General features: G+C 58.4%; 22 protein-coding genes. 7 read left to right on the forward strand and 15 right to left on the reverse strand.

Features of this window, described 5'->3' with window-relative positions; genetic code table 11:
- The first annotated feature begins 3 nt into the window (after positions 1 to 3).
- Positions 4 to 594, forward strand: coding sequence for an adenylyl-sulfate kinase (gene cysC, locus ACW5XD_RS17515; protein WP_456495959.1), 591 nt, complete (start codon positions 4 to 6; stop codon positions 592 to 594).
- A 623-nt stretch (positions 595 to 1217) separates the two neighbouring features.
- On the opposite strand, the gene ACW5XD_RS17520 is transcribed toward cysC, so the two are convergent.
- The 10 genes from ACW5XD_RS17520 to ACW5XD_RS17565 all read right to left on the reverse strand — a co-directional run bounded on the left by ACW5XD_RS17520 (position 1218) and on the right by ACW5XD_RS17565 (position 10713).
- Positions 1218 to 2033, reverse strand: coding sequence for a TIR domain-containing protein (locus ACW5XD_RS17520; protein WP_456495960.1), 816 nt, complete (start codon positions 2031 to 2033; stop codon positions 1218 to 1220).
- 567 nt (positions 2034 to 2600) lie between these two features.
- Positions 2601 to 4238 carry a methyl-accepting chemotaxis protein gene (locus ACW5XD_RS17525; RefSeq protein ID WP_456495961.1) on the reverse strand — a complete coding sequence of 546 codons (1638 nt, stop codon included), beginning with the start codon at positions 4236 to 4238 and terminating at the stop codon, positions 2601 to 2603.
- Between the two features lie 240 nt (positions 4239 to 4478).
- Positions 4479 to 5339, reverse strand: coding sequence for a TIGR03899 family protein (locus tag ACW5XD_RS17530; protein ID WP_456495962.1), 861 nt, complete (start codon positions 5337 to 5339; stop codon positions 4479 to 4481).
- A 205-nt stretch (positions 5340 to 5544) separates the two neighbouring features.
- Positions 5545 to 6024 carry a DUF3299 domain-containing protein gene (locus ACW5XD_RS17535; RefSeq protein ID WP_456495963.1) on the reverse strand — a complete coding sequence of 160 codons (480 nt, stop codon included), beginning with the start codon at positions 6022 to 6024 and terminating at the stop codon, positions 5545 to 5547.
- Positions 6025 to 6049: 25 nt separating this feature from the next.
- Positions 6050 to 7297, reverse strand: a complete 1248-nt coding sequence (locus ACW5XD_RS17540) for an ABC transporter permease (protein ID WP_456495964.1) — start codon at positions 7295 to 7297, stop codon at positions 6050 to 6052.
- A 76-nt stretch (positions 7298 to 7373) separates the two neighbouring features.
- Positions 7374 to 8063, reverse strand: a complete 690-nt coding sequence (locus ACW5XD_RS17545) for an ABC transporter ATP-binding protein (protein ID WP_456495965.1) — start codon at positions 8061 to 8063, stop codon at positions 7374 to 7376.
- Positions 8064 to 8067: 4 nt separating this feature from the next.
- Complete coding sequence (locus ACW5XD_RS17550; RefSeq protein WP_456495966.1) at positions 8068 to 8658, reverse strand: DUF2796 domain-containing protein; 591 nt, start codon at positions 8656 to 8658, stop codon at positions 8068 to 8070.
- 35 nt (positions 8659 to 8693) lie between these two features.
- Positions 8694 to 8984, reverse strand: coding sequence for a hypothetical protein (locus tag ACW5XD_RS17555; protein WP_456495967.1), 291 nt, complete (start codon positions 8982 to 8984; stop codon positions 8694 to 8696).
- Between the two features lie 44 nt (positions 8985 to 9028).
- On the reverse strand, positions 9029 to 9571 hold the full coding sequence (locus tag ACW5XD_RS17560) for a YtfJ family protein (protein ID WP_456495968.1): 543 nt from the start codon (positions 9569 to 9571) through the stop codon (positions 9029 to 9031).
- Positions 9572 to 9834: 263 nt separating this feature from the next.
- A complete protein-coding gene (locus ACW5XD_RS17565; RefSeq protein WP_456495969.1) occupies positions 9835 to 10713 on the reverse strand; it encodes a hypothetical protein in 879 nt (292 codons plus the stop codon).
- 139 nt (positions 10714 to 10852) lie between these two features.
- On the opposite strand from ACW5XD_RS17565, the gene ACW5XD_RS17570 reads away from it, so the two are divergent.
- Positions 10853 to 11200 (forward strand): hypothetical protein, encoded by a 348-nt coding sequence (locus ACW5XD_RS17570; RefSeq protein ID WP_456495970.1) that lies wholly within the window; start codon positions 10853 to 10855, stop codon positions 11198 to 11200.
- A 25-nt stretch (positions 11201 to 11225) separates the two neighbouring features.
- Here ACW5XD_RS17570 and ppa read toward each other — a convergent pair whose 3' ends face one another.
- Positions 11226 to 11756, reverse strand: a complete 531-nt coding sequence (gene ppa / locus ACW5XD_RS17575; protein WP_456495971.1) for an inorganic diphosphatase — start codon at positions 11754 to 11756, stop codon at positions 11226 to 11228.
- Between the two features lie 234 nt (positions 11757 to 11990).
- On the opposite strand from ppa, the gene mpl reads away from it, so the two are divergent.
- Both mpl and ACW5XD_RS17585 read left to right on the forward strand, forming a co-directional pair.
- A complete protein-coding gene (gene mpl / locus ACW5XD_RS17580; protein ID WP_456495972.1) occupies positions 11991 to 13361 on the forward strand; it encodes a UDP-N-acetylmuramate:L-alanyl-gamma-D-glutamyl-meso-diaminopimelate ligase in 1371 nt (456 codons plus the stop codon).
- Positions 13358 to 13969: a flavin prenyltransferase UbiX gene (locus ACW5XD_RS17585; protein WP_456495973.1), complete on the forward strand. Its 612-nt coding sequence runs from the start codon at positions 13358 to 13360 to the stop codon at positions 13967 to 13969. The genes mpl and ACW5XD_RS17585 overlap by 4 nt, the downstream gene beginning before the upstream one ends.
- Positions 13970 to 14085: 116 nt before the next feature.
- On the opposite strand, the gene ACW5XD_RS17590 is transcribed toward ACW5XD_RS17585, so the two are convergent.
- Complete coding sequence (locus tag ACW5XD_RS17590; RefSeq protein ID WP_456495974.1) at positions 14086 to 14700, reverse strand: TetR/AcrR family transcriptional regulator; 615 nt, start codon at positions 14698 to 14700, stop codon at positions 14086 to 14088.
- 200 nt (positions 14701 to 14900) lie between these two features.
- Here ACW5XD_RS17590 and hpt point away from each other — a divergent pair, with 200 nt between their 5' ends.
- The 3 genes from hpt to ACW5XD_RS17605 all read left to right on the forward strand — a co-directional run bounded on the left by hpt (position 14901) and on the right by ACW5XD_RS17605 (position 17231).
- Positions 14901 to 15431: a hypoxanthine phosphoribosyltransferase gene (gene hpt / locus ACW5XD_RS17595; RefSeq protein WP_042869448.1), complete on the forward strand. Its 531-nt coding sequence runs from the start codon at positions 14901 to 14903 to the stop codon at positions 15429 to 15431.
- 112 nt (positions 15432 to 15543) lie between these two features.
- Positions 15544 to 16461, forward strand: a complete 918-nt coding sequence (locus tag ACW5XD_RS17600) for an ABC transporter ATP-binding protein (protein WP_456495975.1) — start codon at positions 15544 to 15546, stop codon at positions 16459 to 16461.
- A complete protein-coding gene (locus ACW5XD_RS17605) occupies positions 16458 to 17231 on the forward strand; it encodes an ABC transporter permease (protein ID WP_042869444.1) in 774 nt (257 codons plus the stop codon). The genes ACW5XD_RS17600 and ACW5XD_RS17605 overlap by 4 nt, the downstream gene beginning before the upstream one ends.
- A 62-nt stretch (positions 17232 to 17293) precedes the next feature.
- Here ACW5XD_RS17605 and ACW5XD_RS17610 read toward each other — a convergent pair whose 3' ends face one another.
- From ACW5XD_RS17610 to panB, 3 genes are all read right to left on the reverse strand, one after another.
- Positions 17294 to 17641: a putative quinol monooxygenase gene (locus tag ACW5XD_RS17610; RefSeq protein WP_456495976.1), complete on the reverse strand. Its 348-nt coding sequence runs from the start codon at positions 17639 to 17641 to the stop codon at positions 17294 to 17296.
- Positions 17642 to 17665: 24 nt separating this feature from the next.
- Positions 17666 to 18523: a pantoate--beta-alanine ligase gene (panC, locus tag ACW5XD_RS17615; RefSeq protein WP_456495977.1), complete on the reverse strand. Its 858-nt coding sequence runs from the start codon at positions 18521 to 18523 to the stop codon at positions 17666 to 17668.
- Positions 18524 to 18629: 106 nt separating this feature from the next.
- A complete protein-coding gene (gene panB / locus ACW5XD_RS17620; protein WP_043138776.1) occupies positions 18630 to 19424 on the reverse strand; it encodes a 3-methyl-2-oxobutanoate hydroxymethyltransferase in 795 nt (264 codons plus the stop codon).
- Positions 19425 to 19448: the final 24 nt, after the last annotated feature.

Consider the following 19448-nt stretch of genomic DNA (forward strand, 5'->3'; position numbering starts at 1 on the left):
TGAATGAGCAATATCGTGTGGCACGACCATGCCGTGGGCAAAGAGAGTCGCGCCGAATTGAAGGGGCAAAAGCCGCTGGTGATCTGGTTTACCGGGCTGTCGGGGGCGGGCAAATCCACCCTGGCGGGGGCACTGGAGCAGGCGCTGGCCGCCGAGGGCAAGCACACCTATCTGCTGGATGGGGACAATGTGCGCCACGGCCTCTGTGGCGATCTCGGCTTCGATGACGCCGCCCGCCAGGAGAATATCCGCCGGGTCGGCGAGGTGGCGAAACTCATGGTGGATGCGGGACTTATCGTGCTCACCGCCTTTATCTCGCCGTTCCGTGCCGAGCGGGAACTGGTGCGCAATCTGCTGGGCGCCGACGAGTTTGTCGAGGTATTTGTCGATGCGCCGCTTAGTGTGTGCGAAGAGCGCGACCCCAAGGGGCTCTACAAGAAGGCGCGGGCAGGGGAGATCCGCAACTTTACCGGTATCGACTCCGCCTACGAGGCGCCCGAACAGCCGGAAATCCATCTGCTTAATGCCGGTAAACCGGTGGAAGTGCTGGTGGATGAGTTGCTGACCGCCCTGCGACAGGGTAACTACCTGTAGTTGTTGAGTTGCGTCATCTGATAAAGGGAGCTGGATTGTTATCCCGGCAACCGGGTAATCACTCGGGCAGCAAGCCGAAAGTAAGGAATTAAATAGCCAATAGAGTGCAGGCTCGGGTCGTAAGGGCAAAGAGCCATCTTTGCCCGCCTCGCCTGCGAGTTATTAGTTCGGAAGAACCTATAACAAGCGCCCGGCGGCCGTTAAGTTGACCACCACGGGCGCTTATGGGCTGGCGGCAGCCACTATAAGCAAAAGTTGGGTCATCAGCGGAAAACCCATAAATCCAGCTTATAGTGGCACCGCTCCTTGAGCCGCCTCAAGGCTGCCGATATCAACCCCGCAAGAGGAACTTCCGACCCTTGCTTATATCGCGGCGGGGTTATTCGCGATTGTCCGAATATGCTGCGCTATTCGAACCTACGGGCTAGGTTTTCATTCATTTTATGAATGCGTAGGGGGTTACATTATTTAGATAGTTATTTGTTTTTTTTGTGTGGAATTAGTAGCTTTATCTATTTTTAGGAGCAACATCGAGATGATTCAAGAGCTGATGTATGTAAAATTAAACTAAATAGGGATGGTGACCATCCCTGAGAATAATATATGTGTATGGTTATACGTTGTTAAACTTGAATTTTGTATCCTGCGGCTTTGAGTTCGCGGATTATGGAGTATGCCTGCGATTCGATAGATATGTCTATTTTCTTGTATACGATGCCAGCTAGATCACTGGGAATTGAAACATCACCTTTGTGTAGACAGCTAACTCTTTTTCTGCCGAGCCTCCCAACAAAATAACCGAACTCAAAAATGACATTGGGCCTTGCACGAGACTCCTTTTTTCTGTCTCCATCATGGAGTGGTTCTTGATCTATTGTATAGGCGATCTCATCTGGAGTTAGGAGGATGAATGCATATCCAACATCGCTGTGTTTTTCAAATTTCTCTATGATTGTTGCGCCAGCATCGACTTGGCGGTGTAGCACTATAGGTTGCAAACCAATCTCGTGAATAAATCGCTCCACATCATTTTTTAGCTCTGAATCATGTCCGTGAACGATGAAAACTTTGTTGGATAGTGCTGGAGATGTATTTTCGCTTTCGGTTTTGTTTAGTTCACCAAACAAGTCATCATGTAATGCGTTGCGGGTATTTTCAAGGGCCTTTAAGAAGGATGATTTTGCTCTCTCAAAATTCTCAGGTTTATAACCTGATGTTGGAATGTCGCTAGCAACAGCAGCAAGCTTTGCCGCTGGGCTGTTCCTTTCCATTATTTTGTTCACGATATTTAATGAGCGGGTTTTCCACTCTAACCATTCCGCCTTATCTTTACCACCGAAATCACCTCGGAAATTCTCGTTTGGATAGCAAAAGTTTCCAAAGTTGAACATTTTCCCCTCTTCTATTAGAAGTTCCAAAACTGCTATCTGGCTATCCATTTTATTTCTCCTCGAGGCCTAAATAATTTTATAAGCAAGGCGGAATCTGCTTTCAGGCTATCCAGCGCGAATGTAGATATTGAGCTGATGGGGGCCCCTTCAAAATTTACTGCAGCATAACATGCTGCTTCGCTTGCTTGATTCCGCCTAGTTGGTGGAATGACTATCGTTCGTTCACGCCAGATTATCTCGTCTGTTGGGGTTCGCTACGCTCTGCGTCAATCGGCAAAAACCACGCTACCGCCCCTGAATTCCAGCCTCCAGTCTGCTGCTTTTTACCTGCGTTTTGGTACTGGCTTGGCTCATGGCTGACTCCAACGAGAGGTTGCCAAGCGGCTATGTTACCGAACGGGGCTGGGGTGAGAAGTACAAGCGGGCAGTTTTCTGGGCAAGATCAATAAATTAATAAATAACGAACGGCGATATAACCGCTCAATAGTGGCGGCCATAGCGCAGAGGGAGTACGGGCGGTGAAATGGCCGTGTTGCCCTCTGGTTGGCAGGCATTAAAAAAACCTATGGGCCTGCTGGCCCATAGGTTTTTCTGCGGTGATGGTTTGTGTGGTGGTTATCTGGTTTGGCGCACAGGGACAGCGCGGGTGGCCGCGGTTTCATAGCGGCTTTGGGTGGCCGGGGCGGTTTTCTGGAACTGGCGCACCAGTCGGTCGAGATCGCTTAACTGGGTCACCAGCTGGGTGATGCCGTGCACGGCGTGCTCGCTGCCTGTGCTGGAGTCATCGGCCAGGGTCTTGATGCTGAGCACGTTGCGGTTGATCTCGGCGGTGACGTGGGATTGTTCCTGTACTGCCTGGGCAATCTGGCCGCTGCCGGAGGCTACTTGCTGCAACATGTTGTTGATCTGCTGCAGAATGGTGCCAGTAGCCGACGCCTTCTGCTGGCAACTATCGGCGAGTTGGCACCCTTTCTCCATCGCTTGATCCGCCTCGCCAGAGCTGTTTTGCAGTTCGGTGATCATCTTCTGGATCTCGCTGGTAGAGGATTGGGTCTTGATGGCCAGGGAGCGGATCTCGTCGGCGACCACTGAGAAACCGCGGCCCGCTTCACCGGCCCGGGCAGCTTCGATAGCGGCGTTGAGGGCCAGCAGGTTGGTCTGGTTGGCGATGTTGTTGATCACATCGAGGATGCCATCGATATCACGGCAGTGACCGACCAACGCGCTGATGACGCTCTTGGAGGTGGTCAGCTCGCTGTTCATGCCCGCAACGGCTGCAACCGTCTCTGCCACGCTGCTGTTGCCGCTTTTGAAGAGCACGGCTGTCTCATCCAGCAGGCTGGAGGCGTCGCTGGAACTTTGCGATACCTCGCGGATTGACTCCGACATTTCGGTGATGGCGGTGGCAACCTGATTGGTCTCGGCTTGCTGTCGTTGCAGGTTGTCGGTGATGGACTCGGCGTTGCGCAGATCCCCCTCTGCTGCTTGCAGGATCCGGCTGCAGGTCTGCTGGGTGCGGGCCAGCACGGCGTTGAACTCGGCCTGATTCATCTGCATGGCGAGCTCGATGGCGGCGATGTTGTCCACCTTGTTGGTGTAGAGCAACTGCATCAGTGGATTGTCGAAGCGGCTGCGGGCCATCTTGTTGAGCTTGCCGAGGCGGCGGGAGAGGGCATTGAGGGTAATGGCTGCAATCGCCAGCGGAATGGCGGCCAGCGCCAGCTGCCAGTTCATCTCCTGGCTGTAGCCCAGCGCAAACATGGCGAGCAGGCTCAGCAGCAGGCAGAGGTTGATGGCCAGGCTATGGGAGAAGGTCGGCAGCCGGAGAGCCAGTGGCAGCTTGTCATTGCGCAGGTCGGTGTAGACCCGTTCCGCCCGCGGTTTTATCTCTTCACTCGGTGCGGTGCGAACCGACTGGTACTCGACCACTCGGCCATGCCCATCCTTGATGGGAGTGACGAAGGCGCTGACCCAGTAGTGATCTCCGTTCTTGCAGCGGTTTTTCACCGGCCCCATCCAGCTTTTACCCTCTTTGATGTGATGCCACATATCGGCAAAGGCCTGCTTGGGCATATCGGGGTGGCGCACCAGATTGTGATGCTGTCCCTGCAGTTCGTCGTAGGTGAATCCGGCAATATCGCAGAACTCGTCGTTGGCATAGGTGATGCGACTCTCCAGATCCGTGGTGGAGATAAGGCTCTGGTGATCCGGATAGAGGCGTTCGCGTTGGGTGACCGGTTGATTGACTCTCATGGCGTTGCTCCCGAACTGTAATGGTTAAATTTTGGTCTGCATCAAGACCTAGTGCAAAGGTCGGGCCACGTACAATTGTTAATGATTTATGTGTCATTAGTGGCTGTGTGAGACTCTCGTATTTGCAATCTGCCACGGATCCAGAGAGACGCGCGTCCACCGCATGTGCAGTTTGCAACTCATTTTGGGGGGGCGTGTATGCCAGCAGGTTGAAGCGGGGCAGGTGTTGCCCCGTTGAGATCAGGGGAGAGGATCTGGTGTTGAGGGGGTGGGGTCTGCGGGTTGCTGTTGCACTTCGATCTGGATGCCCTGTACCAGCACGGTTTTCAGATCCTGCAGGTACTCCTCCAGCGGCGTTTCCTGCAACAGTTGGGCGAGTTCGTTGCCCACCGGCGTCAGCCGGTAGTAGAGCAGGGTGATGTTGGTCTGCTTGCGCTGCAGGCGCCAGCGTTGATTGCCAAATTCCAGTTCGACCCCGTCGGCGGGCAGCGGGCCGGATTCCAGCTCTCCCTTGTGCAACAGACCGAGCTCGAACAGTTGCAACAGGGCATTGTAGGGCAATCGGTATTTGCCCAGGCCAAGCCGGGTCACTTTGGCGCGGCTGAGCAGGCTGGCCCCCTTGTGAAGCCCCAGCAGCAGGCGCTGTTCATCACTGCCTGCGTAGTGGCAGGCGAGGGCGCAGATCCGTTGGAACAGCTGGGCTTCGCGCTGGGTCATCTCCTTGAGGGTGGTGAGGGCGCGAATGGAGAAGCGGCCCGGAGTGGCGATCTCGATGGCGAAGATGCGGCCCCACAGCTGCTGCATGGGCACCATGCTGATGTCTTCCGCCAGTTGCAGGAAGCGGGTCAACCAGTCGCTGTCCATCTCGCCGCCGGCGGCCGTCTCTTCACAGTGGCGGGAGGCCATCACCATGATGGCTTCCAGATTGCGCTGGCGAGCGGCCTGATCCGCCAGATGGCGAAAGGTGGCGCGCTGTTCGAAGGTGCTGTCGCTGTTGCGGATGAGCATGCCGTCTATGCCACGGCTGCGAGCCAGGCGCAGGGTCTGCTCCTGGCTGCTCAGGATGGAACTCTCTTTCTTGGGTGGGGGAAGATCGGCCATGCTCTGGCTCCGTGATCGCAAGGTCTAGCCTTGAATGTTACTCCAACCGGGATAGCGGGCAATCCCTCAAGCAGGGTCTGGCACCCGGTTTCAGCCGGCAAGAGGATAAAAGAGTGGCCTCCATTCGAAGGCCGCTCTTCCTGAACGCGGAACTCGGCCGCCTCAGTAGTGTGGGGCCAGCGTGCATCATGATGTCCGATTGAGTTTACTTCTCTTCGTAGACGCTCACCTCGACTGCTTCCATGGAGTAGGAGGCGGTAGCCATCTCGTGGCTGGAACTGATGGTGCGCATCTTGCCCTTTACCCAGATGGCATCCCAGAGATCATCCACGGGTGCTCCCTTGGGATAGCTCACGTAGACCACCTGGTTGGTGGGGGGCGGCGGCACATGGATGCAGGCACCGAAGTAGGGCACCAGCAGGAAGGCGGTGATTTTCTTGGCATCTCCCTCCAGCGGCACCACGAACCCCGGGATGCGCACGTCCTGTTGATCCAGCTTCTGGTTGACGCCGCCCACAGGTTGCGGCACCGAGGCAAGATTGCCGTCGTGGCTTACCTGGGGCGGTGGCAACAGCCGCTCCCCTTGCGGGATCAACACGTCCCAGTCGATGGTCTTGTAATCGGCGGCCAGGGCCGGCAGCGCCAGCAGGCTGGCCAGCAGCGCCATAATTTTCCACTTCATCATCTGTCCTTCTCTCTTTTTATGCGGGCTAGACGCGAATGCTCATGCCGTCGCTCAGGCTGTAGCGGTAGGCCCTGGCTGCAGGCAACAGGCCTATCACCATGCCCGCCAGCCACACCAGCCCCAGCAACTGCCATTCGTAGGTGCTCGGCAGCCCCAGGCTCAATTGCAGGCCATAGTGGCTGAGCAGCCAGGGGGTAGCAAGCTCTTGACCCAGATAGAGCACCGCTACCCCAAGGGCTATGCCTGCCGTGGTGAGGGCCATCGCCTCCAGTGCCAGCAGCAGGAACAGGTGGGACGGGCCTGCGCCCAGGGAGCGCAGTATGGCCAGCTCGCGCCGCCGCTCGTTGAGCCCTGCCAGCAGGGTGGTCAGCATGCCGATGAGGCCCGCTACCACGACGAAGGCGGCGATCACCGAGAGTGCCGTCTCCGCCACGCTCATCAGGCTCCACAGCTCTTGCAGGGCAGCCCCCGGCAGTATGGCCATCAGCGGCTCCCCCCGATAGGTGTTGACGCTGCGCTGCAGCTGGAACGCCAATATCCGGTTGCTGAGCCCCACCATGAAGGCGGTGATGGTCTTGGGGGTGAGATCCTGCGCCAGCGCCTGCTCGGCGGTCACGTTCTTGCTGTGTCGGCCTGTGTCCCAACCCAGATGGATCGCCTCGATGCCGGCCAGTGGCACGTGGATGGTGCGATCGATGGGGGTGCCGGTTGGTGCCAGGATCCCCACTACCTTGAACGGCAGGTTGTCGTGCTGGCTGAACGAGGTGTTACCGGCGCCGTGGGCGATGACGATGGATTGATCCAGCTTGTAGCCAAGCTTCTCGGCCACCTGGGCGCCGAGCACCGCCTCGAACGGCGTGTCGAACGGCCGCCCCTCCCGCAGTTGCAGCGCCTGCTGCTGTCCGTACTTCAGGTGGGTGAAGTAGTCGCCATTGGTGCCAAGCACTCGAAAACCCTTGTGAGAGTCGCCGAGGGAGAGGGGGATGGTCCAGGCGATGCCGCGCTGGTTCTTGATGGCCTGATAGGCATCCCAGCCCACGTTGTTGGTGGGATTGCCGATGCGAAACACCGAGTAGAGCAGCAGGTTCACCTGGCCGGAGCGGGCGCCGACGATGAGGTCCGTGCCCGACACCGTATTGGCGAAGCTCTCGCGCGCTTGGTTGCGTACCCGCTCTACTCCGAGCAGCAGGGTGACGCTGATGGCGATGGCCAGCAGGGTCAGTCCGGCGGTAAGGCGACGGGCCCAAAGGCTTTGCAGGGCGAGTTTCAGCATGATGCCCTCCGATTTTGTGGCTGTGATGCACCCGTTGGTACCGGTCTGGCGGTGCAGTCGCCGTGGTCACATGGAGTCAGCATATGGCTCTCCGGTTGAGCTGTTGCAGGTTTTCAACCCGTGGGAAGAGCGGCTCGAGATAGGGATCGTGGCTGACGAAGATCAGGGTCGACCCCTGCTTGTCGCACTCCTCGAACAACAGCTTGATGAAGGCGGCCCGGTTGTCGGTATCGAGGGCCGAGGTGGGTTCGTCGGCGATCACCAGCGGTGGCGAGCCTATCAGCGCCCGCGCGGCGGCCACCCGCTGTTGCTGGCCTATGCTGAGGGCGTGAACCTGTCTGTGCAGCGCCTCCTCGGGCAGTTGCAATTCTCGCAGCAGGCGGCGAGCCTCCTGTTCGGGGCTCCCCCGCAGGCGGGCTCGTTTCTCGGGCGAGAAGGTGAGGGCGGCGGTGACGTTGTCCTGCACGGATAAAAACGGCAGCAGGTTGAACTGCTGGAAGATGTAACCCAGATTGGCCGCCCGGAAGTGGTCGCGGGCACGGCCGGATAGCCGGGCCAGCGGCTGGCCCAACACCTCCAGGGTGCCGTGGTTGGCGGTCTGGATCCCGGCCAGCAGGCCGAGCAGGGTCGACTTGCCCGAGCCGGACGGTCCCTTGATGAACACCCGCTCTCCCTCGCTGATGGTGAGGGCGGGCAGATCGAGTACAGCCTCGTGACCCGGCCAGGCAAAGGCCAGATCGCGGATCTCAACCACGGCGTTTTTCATGGCGTTACCAGCTCAGTTTGTTGGCGGAAGGGGTCAGCTCAGCCGCGGTCTGGCCGCTGGGCAGTATGCCCTGCACGCTCAGCTTCTCCAGGCTCGGATAGACGCTGAACAGGGTGGCCTCCAGTCCGGTCAGCTTGGCCGGGGTAGCGCAGGTGTAGGTGTACATGGCGCCCATGTCGGCGTGACCGGCGTCGTCGTGATGGTGTTCGTCGTGCTTGCCGTCAGACTTCTGGTGGTCATGGTCATGGTCGTGGTCGTGGTCGTGGTCTTCCTCTTCCTTGGCCACATTGAGTTCCTGCTGGGTCAGCTTGCAGCCGGCGGCCGGATCGAAGCGAAACAGGGCATCGGGTTGCTTGAGCTGAGCCACGGCCTTGGCGTATTGCGCCTTCTCCTCATCGCTCTTGGCGGCGTGCTCGAAACCCACCAGATCGGCGGCGGGGGCCTGCAACTCGAGCATCAGCTGGTTGCCATCGAGCACCAGATTGAGGTGACCGTGGCCGTGTTCGTGGGCGCCGTGGCCGTGACTGTCGTGTTCATCGTGGTTTGCCTGCACGCCAAACGCGGCGGCCGCCAGTAACAGGGTGACTGCTTTCATCGTTAATCCTTTGAAAAATTTATTGAAAAATGGATTTAGCTGGATAGGCGATGAAGTAGTGGCGGCGCGCGAATGCGGCACTGGCCTGACGGGGTGGCATGAGGTTTGGGCAAGGCGGCATCAACGAGCGTGCCGATTACCACTTGTGAAGACGGGATGACCAGGGTTGGGGTGAGTGCCAGCTTGCCATCCAGATGCAGGGCGCAGAGGACGCAGGCATGGTTGTGGCCGGGCAGGTCGGCTTCCAGCGGATGTTGTGCCAGCACTGGTTGCAACCACAACCAGCCCAGTAGCAGCAACCAGATTTTCAGCTTGGTACGACCCATAGACCCCTATCAAAGGGGCGCCATCAGCGCCCCTTCTCTCTGACTTAGAGATGGGACTTGATGAGCCCCATCACGGTAGCGATATTGTTGGCATCGAGCTGGCCATCTTTGGCAAACAGCACCTTGCCCTCTTTGTCCAGCAGGATGATGGCCGAGCTTTCCGGCGCCAGATCCCAGGCGTTGCGGGCCATGCCTTTGGCATCCAGTACCATGGCGGACCAGGGGAATTCTTTCTTGCTGTCCTCGGCACTGCTCTTCACAAAGCCCGAGGTGCCCCAGATGGCGTCATTGCTGTTGATGATGGTGACGGTCTGGTACTTGTCGTGGGGCAGCTTGGCCGCCTTGATCGCTTCGATCATGGGGGCGTTGAGCTCCTTGGCGCTGGAACGACCGGCGATATGTTGGATCAGAAAGATTTTGCCAGCCAGCACCTTGCTTTGCCAAGGTTGATAGCTGATCTCTTTCTCTTTCAGTATCAGCTCACCCTTGTCGCTGATGTTGACCAGCGGCACTTGGGCAGACACCTTGATGTTATTAGCCATGACCAGTGTTGGCAGCAGCGCCAGAGTAAGTACGAGATGTTTCATCCTGATGACACTCCTTTTGTTATGTTATAACGATTTTTTGCTTGAGGGAATGGGGCAGAACTCATCCTAAACTGATCGGATCTGTTTAAAAAGTGTTAAATAAGCGCGCGAATGAGCCGAACGGGTTGCCCGCCAGCGCAGGAAGCGGCTGGCAAAGGCGGCTAGAATGGCACGCAGTCAATAAAAATCAATTAGTTATCAACTGGTTTGAGGAGTGTGGTTCGGCTGGACCTGTTGCGGTGCAACCAACTTGTCTGCGTGACTCAATACAGCGGTTCGCTGACCAGCGGGATCTTGGCCATGGTCATCTGTTGGGCCAACAGAGGGGAACCGGTCAGCAGGACCTGGCGCTGATTGCCGATCACCAGAGTATCACCCTTCAGGCCGCTGTCTGCCGTGATGGCCAGCCAGGCTGGCGAGACGCTGCCAATGCTGATGTTGGGGTATATGATGCTGAGCATGTATTGCGGTGCCAGCTCGGCCAGCAGGCTTGCCATCAGCAGAGCTTTCTCATCGCTGTCGGCCTTGTTGTCCTGCAAGGCCTGCAGGGGCGGAGCGAAGTGGTCCATCTGCTCGGGGGGAGTGGGAATTGCGTTCAACCACTCCTGCAGCAGGCCGACGCTGGTGGCCAGATCCTTGGCAGAAAACTGCTTCGCCAGGGGCTTCAGATCTCCTTTGAACTGGTAGAACAGCTGTGAGTAGTTGGGGCGCACACAGGGCAGCTTGCGATTGGCCGGGTGCACACAGGGCACCACCCGCATCTGGTAGAAGGCATCTTCCTGATATTGCTGGTAGGCCTGCCAGAACAGGGTCGACTCCATGCTGTCGTCGTGCAGGGTGAAAGCCTGCTCCAGATTGCGAAACTTGGTGGCGGTTTCGGGACTGGTCTGGTTGATCAGGTTGATGCTGTTGTAAAGGCGCGGGCTGATGTAGGAATAGAGTGTCTCCAGCGGATAGTTGAGAGAGGCATCGAGCAGGGTCATCTGGTGGCGGCTGGCGGACATGATGCGCTCGTCTGCATTCAGCTGCAGGTGCTTCTGCTGGCCGTCGGCAGACTGCCACTGCCAGCTCAGATTGACTTCGTTGGCGCCGACCGTGGATGCGAACACTAGACTCAACAACAGACCTTGTGCCAGTTTCATGATGTGCATCCTGCTCGGGGTGATAATAAACAACTAGGTGAGCTGGCCGAATTTGGACGAGCTTAGTTTTGATGATCTGGGTAACAGTCTGATAAGGCTTTAAATTTAATTCTGGAAATAAGTCATACAGGAAACCGTCATGAAGCGAATTCCACTGCTGTTGTTGCTGTTGGCCGCCTTGCCTGCGGCGGCGGGCCAGGTGATCGTCAACAAGGGGATGTCCAGCGCGGATACCTTTGCCCTGCGGGACAAGTTGGCACGGGAGCATGAATGGCAGGAGTGGCTGCGTTTCCAGCAGGCCATCAAGTGGCTGGAGGTGTTGCCGGTCAATTGCGAGCTGATGAGTGAGCCGGGCGGGGGCTATCGCTGTGGTGGCGATTATTACCGGCCCTATCGGCAGGACGGCCGTGATATCTATATCCAGGGGGATCCTGTCGGCGAGACGCCGGGTCAGCGCTTGCAACAGCCCATAAAAAAGGCGCCCTGAGGCGCCTTTTTCACGAAAGATACGCTTACTTGGCAGCGTAACGCTCGGCGGAGGTAACGATCTCGGCTTCGGCTGCTGCCTTGTCGCCCCAACCTTCCACCTTGACCCACTTGCCTGCTTCCAGCTCTTTGTAGCGCTCGAAGAAGTGCTGGATCTGGGCTTTCAGCAGCTCGGGCAGATCGTTCACATCCTTGATGTGGTCGAACTGTTTGGTCAGCTTGGAGTGCGGCACGGCCACGATCTTGGCATCTTCGCCAGATTCGTCGGTCATCTTCAGCACGCCAACCGGGCGGCAGCGAATGACGGAGCCGGCCAGCAGCGGGTAGGGAGTCGGAACCAGCACGTCGACCGGATCACCATCCAGAGACAGGGTAGCGTTCACGTAGCCGTAGTTGCACGGGTAGAACATAGGGGTCGACATGAAGCGATCAACGAAGATGGCACCGCTGTCCTTGTCAACTTCGTATTTGATCGGGTCGGCATTCTGCGGGATTTCGATGATGACGTAGATGTCGTCGGGCAGGCTCTTGCCAGCCGGTACCAGGTTCAGGCTCATGACGTTTCCTTCAGTGTTGGAGTCAAGTTTGCAGGCCGATATTATAGCGATGTCGCGTCAAATGACCATATTTCAAGGGCACACTGACAGCCTTGGCTGAAGTCGTGTTGCTCCGCTCTGTCAGATGGCGACTCATTTGTCAGTGTCTATTGACGTCTCGTCACGACCGCGGCTTGCGACCAAGCGTCAACAGACCCTAGAATGCGCACTCCCTTTACTGGAAAAGGCAGCGGTATGCATATTCACATCCTCGGGATCTGCGGCACCTTCATGGGTGGTTTGGCGGTGTTGGCAAAACAGCTTGGTTATCGAGTCACCGGCTCGGATGCCAACGTTTATCCCCCCATGAGTACCCAGCTCGAGCAACAGGGCATCGAACTGACGGAAGGTTACGATCCTTCCCAGCTCGATCCGGCGCCGGATCTGGTGGTGATCGGCAACGCCATGAGCCGCGGCAACCCCTGTGTGGAGTATGTGCTGGACCGTAATCTGCCCTACATCTCCGGTCCCCAGTGGCTGCTGGAGCATGTGCTGCAGGATCGCTGGGTGCTGGCCGTGGCGGGCACTCACGGCAAGACTACCACCGCCAGCATGCTGGCCTGGGTGCTGGAATACGCCAAGCTGGAGCCCGGTTTCCTTATCGGCGGTGTGCCGGGCAACTTTCCAGTCTCCGCCCGTCTCGGCTCCGCCCCCTTCTTCGTCATCGAAGCGGACGAGTATGACTGCGCCTTCTTCGACAAGCGCTCCAAGTTCGTCCACTACCACCCGCGCACCCTGGTGATGAACAATCTGGAGTTCGACCACGCGGATATCTTCCCGGATCTCGCCGCCATCCAGCGCCAGTTTCATCACCTGATGCGCACAGTGCCGAGCAATGGCCGGGTGTTGTTCCCGCAGGCCGATGACAACCTCACCGCCGTGCGCAAGATGGGTTGCTGGAGCGAGGTGGAGCTGGTGGGTCAGGACGACGCCAAGTGGAAGGCGGTCAAGCTGGCCGATGACGGCTCTGTCTTTGAGGTGTGGCTGGATGGCGTGAAGCAGGGCGAGGTGCACTGGGAATGTATCGGCGAGCACAATGTCAACAACGGTCTGATGGCCATCGCCGCCGCCCGTCATGCCGGTGTGATGGTGGAACATGGCATCGCTGCCCTCTGCCAGTTCAAGTCCCCCAAGCGGCGGATGGAGCTCAAAGGGGAAGTGGCCGGCATCAGCGTCTATGACGACTTTGCTCACCACCCGACCGCCATCGAGACCACCCTCGGTGGCCTGCGCGCCAAGGTGGGCAAGGCCCGCATCCTGGCGGTGCTGGAGCCGCGTTCCAACACCATGAAGCTGGGGGTGCACAAGGAGGAGCTGGCAGGCTGTTTCGATGGTGCCGACGAGGTGTTCTTCTTCCAGCCACCCCACATAGGCTGGGACCTCGGCGAGGTGACAGCCCACATGAGTCGACCTGCCAAGGTGTTCAACGATCTGGAAACACTCATCAACCGGCTGGTGGCTGAGTGCCGCGATGGCGACCATATTCTGATCATGAGCAACGGCGGCTTCGGCGGTATTCATGACAAGCTGATCGCCCGCCTCAAGGATTACCACGGCGAACTATGAACAAAGCGATCACTCTGGCGCTGACCGGTGCCTCCGGTGCCCCTTATGCCCTGCGCCTGCTCCAGTGTCTGGTGCAGGCGGACTATCGGGTCTATCTGCTGACGTCCTCCGCCGCCCGAGTGGTGCTCAAGACAGAGCAGCAGCAGGATTGGCCGGCTTCCCCCAGGGAGCTATCCGCCCATCTTTGCCGTCAGTATGGCGCCATCGATGGTCAAATCGTTGCCTGTGGCAAGGAGGAGTGGTTCTCGCCGGTGGCTTCCGGTTCGGCGGCGCCCAAACAGATGGTGGTCTGCCCCTGTTCAATGGGCACCGTCTCGGCCATTGCCAACGGTGCCTCCGACAACCTGCTGGAGCGGGCTGCGGATGTGGTGATCAAGGAGCGCGGCCAGCTGATCCTGGTGCCCCGAGAGACCCCCTTCTCCGCCATCCATCTGGAGAACATGCTGAAGCTGGCGCGACTCGGGGTGACCATCATGCCGGCTGCTCCCGGTTTCTATCATGAGCCGAAAAGCATCGAAGATCTGGTGGACTTCATGGTGGCAAGGATCCTCGACCATCTGGGTATCGAACATGAACTGACCAGCCGCTGGGGCTATAGCAAGCCCTGACAAGCGGTTCATCATCTTGCTGGCTCTCGTGGTACAACCTGAACCGGCTGCAAGCGGACAAACAAAAGCGGCGCCGACCTGAACAGTCCGGCGCCGCTTTTTATTGACGAGGCGGGTTAGGCGACCTGAATCGGGGCTGTCACGTATTTGAACAGAAAATCGGTCACTTCTTCCCGAGAGGGTCGTTGTGGCTGATTGATCATCTGCATCATGACGTAACCGAAACCGGTCAGGGAGCGAGCCAGGTCCTGAGCTGACAGCACGCTCTGGATCTCACCGGTATCCATGGCGTGTTGCAGGTGGGGTGCAATGCGTTCCAATGCCTTGTCGAGCAGCTTGGCATAACGGGGCCAGACCTCTTCCCGCACCGACGAACTCCACTCCAGCCAGATGCTGGCGTGATCGGGTTGATCATAGGCGGCATCGACAAACAGCTTCACGTGTCGGCGAATGCTGTCGTTGATTGGACCCTGGCCGGTATAGGCCTGTTCCAGCATCTGATGCACGAAACCTTCAATCTCGGCCAACACTTCATCCACTAGCTCTTCGCGGGTGTTGAAGTAGTTGAACACAGTAGCTACCGAGACTTTGGCCTGTTCTGCGATCTCGGCGTGACCCGCACGGCCGATGCCGCGACGGGAGAACACCTCAATGGCACATTCCATCAATTGATTGCGCCGAGCTTCCGGAGAAAGCCTGGTTCGACGTCTTATTTCTGCGCGTGGTTCCATAGTTTTTTCATCTAATAGTTATTGATTATGGTGTTTATAGTATTGTCACCGATAATGCCCAAGGGCCTGCTAACTCTATCAATTAAAATAAGCCGATAAAAGCATCACGTATGCCTGACGCCTCTCGGCTTGAATGGTAGAATCATCGGTTTTGACGTTAATGAACGGCCAAATCGCCTTTGGCCATTATGGAGTAAGTGATGAAACACACTGTCGAGGTGATGATCTCCGAGGCCGAGGTGGCCGCCCGGATCGCCAAATTGGGTGAAGAGATCACCGCCCGTTATCAGGGGTCTGACGAAGTCGTCATGATTGGCTTGCTGCGAGGTTCCTGCGTCTTCCTGGCCGATCTGTGCCGCCAGACCCCGCTGCCCGTCACCCTGGATTTTATGACCGCCTCCAGCTATGGCTCCGGCATGCGCAGTACCCGTGACGTTCGCATCCTCAAAGATCTGGATGACGACATCAAGGGCAAGGACGTGCTGATCGTCGAGGACATCATCGACACCGGCTACACCCTCAACAAGGTGCGTGAAATCCTGTCACTGCGCGAGCCGAAATCCCTGGCTATCTGTACCCTGCTGGACAAACCGTCCCGTCGCGAGGTACAGGTGCCGGTGGACTGGATCGGTTTCTCCATTCCGGACGAATTCGTGGTGGGGTGTGGTATCGACTACGCCCAGAAGTACCGCAATCTGCCGTTCATCGGCAAGGTAGTACCGCAAGAGTAAGCAAGGTCCAGGAATATCACGGGCGAGGTGGCCGAGCGCCATTTTTTGTCTGCAAGGCGGCCCCGGCCGCCTTTTCTGTATCGAGATGGGATCTGCCATCACAGGGGTTGCAATGAACGCACTGGAAATCAGCGGCCTGAAAAAGACCTATCAGGGGGGCGTCGAAGCCCTTAAAGGCATAGATCTGACCGTCAAGCAGGGGGATTTCTTCGCCCTGCTGGGCCCCAACGGGGCAGGCAAGTCCACCACCATCGGCATCATCAGTTCGCTGGTGAACAAGAGCGCCGGCAAGGTGAAGGTGTTCGGCTACGACATAGACAGCCAGCTGGAGCAGGCCAAGGCCCAGCTCGGCCTGGTGCCTCAGGAGTTCAACTTCAGTCAGTTCGAGAAGGTGAGCCAGATCGTCATTCATCAAGCCGGTTTCTACGGCGTGCCTAGCGCCGAAGCCAAGATCCGAGCCGAGAAATACCTGCGTCAACTCGACCTGTGGGACAAGCGCGACATGCCGGCCCGTACCCTCTCTGGCGGCATGAAGCGCCGACTGATGATAGCTCGTGCCCTGATGCATGAACCCAAGTTGCTGATCCTCGACGAACCGACCGCCGGGGTGGACATCGAGATCCGTCGCTCCATGTGGTCTTTCCTCAAAGAGCTCAACGAGCAGGGCGTCACCATCATTCTCACCACCCACTATCTGGAAGAGGCCGAGATGCTGTGCCGCAACATCGGCATCATCGACAAAGGCCGGCTGATTGAAAATACCAGCATGAAGAAGCTGCTCGGCAAGCTGGGCCGCGAAACCTTCATGCTGGATCTGGCTCCGGGCTCGGCGGTGCCAGATGTGCCCGAGTTCCATGGTCGGATGCAGGATGAGCGTACTCTGGAAGTGGATCTGGACAAGAGCCAGTCCCTCAACAGCCTGTTCGACCAGCTGTCGAGCCAGCAGGTGCAGGTGCTGAGCATGCGCAACAAGGCCAACCGGCTGGAAGAGCTGTTCGTCAGCTTGGTCGAGGAGGGGAGAAAAGCATGAATCTGACCACTTATTACATCGCCTTCAAGAGCATTCTGGCCAAGGAAGTGAGCCGCTTCACCCGGATCTGGATCCAGACTCTGGTGCCGCCCGCCATCACCATGAGTCTCTACTTTGTCATCTTCGGCAACCTGATCGGTTCGCGCATCGGTGACATGGGTGGCTTCAGCTACATGGAGTTCATCGTGCCCGGCCTCATCATGATGTCGGTGATCACCAACTCCTACTCCAACGTCGCCTCCTCCTTCTTCAGCGCCAAGTTCCAGCGCAACGTGGAGGAGCTGCTGGTGGCGCCCGTGCCCAACTACGTCATCATCGCCGGTTACGTGGGCGGTGGCGTGGCTCGTGGCCTCTGTGTCGGCCTCATCGTCACCCTGGTGTCGCTGTTTTTCGTGCCGCTGCAGATCCACCACCTGTTCAGCGTCTGCTTCACCGTGCTGCTGACCGCTATCCTCTTCTCGCTGGGGGGGTTGATCAACGCGGTGTTTGCCAAGACCTTCGACGACATCAGCATCATTCCCACCTTCGTGCTGACGCCGCTGACCTATCTGGGCGGGGTGTTCTACTCCATCAGCCTGCTGCCTCCTTTCTGGCAGGGGGTCTCCCAGGTGAACCCCATCATCTACATGGTGAACGCGTTCCGTTATGGCTTCCTTGGCATCTCGGACGTGCCGCTCGGCACCGCCTACCTCATCATCATCGGCTTCATCGTGGCCCTCTACGGATTGGCCTGGTGGCTCATCTCCCGTGGCACCGGGTTGCGCCACTGAGGTGTGGCATCGGCCATCAAAAAGGCGCCCTCGGGCGCCTTTTTATTTGCTGATGGTCTGCCTCAGAGGGCCGGAGCGTCATAGTTCACAGGCTCATCGCTGTAGACACAGACGTTCCACTTGGCGGCCAGGCCATCATCGGCCAGGCAGTAACGCTCGAAGAAGGCTTTGATTTCCGCGCGCTGGCAGTGGGCTTCGAAGCTGGCCATGTCATGCCAGATCTCGTTGAAAACGATGGGGAAGCTCTCCCCTTCGGCAAACGGACTGGCGATGTGGCGGGTCACCCGATATTGCAGACAGCCATCTTCGCGCAGGGTATTGGGCTCGAGGGCCTGCAGCACCTGAAACAGAGCCTGCTCCTGGCCGGGCTTGGGCAGAAACTGGGCGATGCAATAAACCTTCTTGGACATGAAATTCTCCTGGTTGTGGCTGATTCAGGCTTGCTGAAGCGTGACTACGCGGTTGTCGATGAGGCGGGCCTTGCCGAGATAGGCCGCCATCAGGATCACCAGTTGCCGGCTCCGGTCGGTAGCGGATTCCAGGGTCACGGCATCGACGATGTCGATGGCATCGGTGCGAAAACCTGCGTTGTCGAGGCGCTGGCTGGCCTGCGCCACCAGCGAGGGCAGGTGATGATCCCCCGCTTCAATCTGATCGGCGATCCAGTTCATGGTGCGCGCCAGCTCCGGGGCCAGCGCCCGCTCGGCGGCAGTCAGATAACCGTTGCGCGAAGAGAGCGCCAGTCCATCTTCGGCCCGCACCGTGGGCACGCCGATGATCTCGATGGGCATGGCCATGTCGGCCACCATCTTGCGAATAAGCGCCAACTGCTGGTAATCCTTCTGGCCGAAGCAGGCCACATCGGGCTGCACCAGATTGAACAGCTTGGTCACTACGGTACTGACACCGCGGAAGTGACCCGGACGCAGCGCCCCTTCCAGCAGACCGGAGAGACCCGGCACCTCGACGAAGGTCTGGCTGGCCAGTCCCTGCGGATACATGATCTCCGGTGTCGGCGTGAACACCATGTCCACCCCGGCCACCTCCAGCGCGGCGCAATCCTGCTCCAGGGTGCGCGGATAGTTGACGAGATCCTCGGCCTTGTCGAATTGCATGGGGTTGACGAAGATGCTGACCACCACCTTCTCGGCGTGGCTGTGCGCCTCTTTCACCAGCGTCAGGTGCCCCTGGTGCAGGTTGCCCATGGTGGGCACGAATGCGATGGCACGCCCTTCACGGCGCCATTGGCCGATCTGTTCACGCAGAGCGGCTGGATTGTTAACGACCAACATCGGCAGTTCACCTTCGGAAATATCAAACAGAGAAAACGGATTGCATCAGCGGGAAAGGGATGGCGAAACGGGGGCCTGTGCCCCCGCTCTCATCCATACCGCCAGATCAGTTGAAACAGTGTTCGGGACCGGGGAAGGTACCCTCGCTCACCTGCTGCACATAGAGCCGGATGGCGGCATGCATGTCACCGGTTTCGGCCAGGAAGTTCTTGGTGAACTTGGGCACGTAACCCGAGGTGATGCCGAAGGCATCGTGCATCACCAGGATCTGGCCATCGGTAGCGGGACCGGCACCTATGCCGATCACCGGGATGCGCAACGCCTTGGTGATGCGCTCGGCCAGGGCGACCGGCACGCACTCGAGCACCAGCATCTGGATGCCGGCTTCCTGCAGGCAGAGTGCCTGGCGGTAGATCTCCTGGGCCTGGAACTCGTCACGCCCCTGCACCTTGAAGCCGCCAAACACATGGACGGATTGCGGGGTGAGGCCGAGGTGGCCACAGACTGGCACGCCATTGCGAGTCAGGTGGCGAATGCTGTCACACAGCCAGTCGCCCCCTTCCATCTTCACCATGCGGGCGCCGGCCGCCATCAGCCGGGCGGCGTTCTGGTAAGTCTGATCCGGGGTGGCATAGCTCATGAACGGCATGTCGGTCACCACCAGCGCATTGGTGGTGCCGCGCACCACGCAACGGGTGTGATAGACCATCTCATCCATGCTGACCGCCAGCGTGTCCTGGCCTCCTTGCAACACCATGCCCAGCGAATCGCCGATGAGCAGCACGTGGGCGCCCTCGTCGTCGAACAGCTTGGCGAAGCTGGCATCATAGGCGGTGATGGCGGTGATGCGTTGCCCTTCCTGCTTCATCTTCAGCAGGCTGGCGGTGGTGATCTTGCTCATAACGTTGCTCCTACTCGCCGTGTG

The organism is Aeromonas enterica (assembly GCF_054052465.1).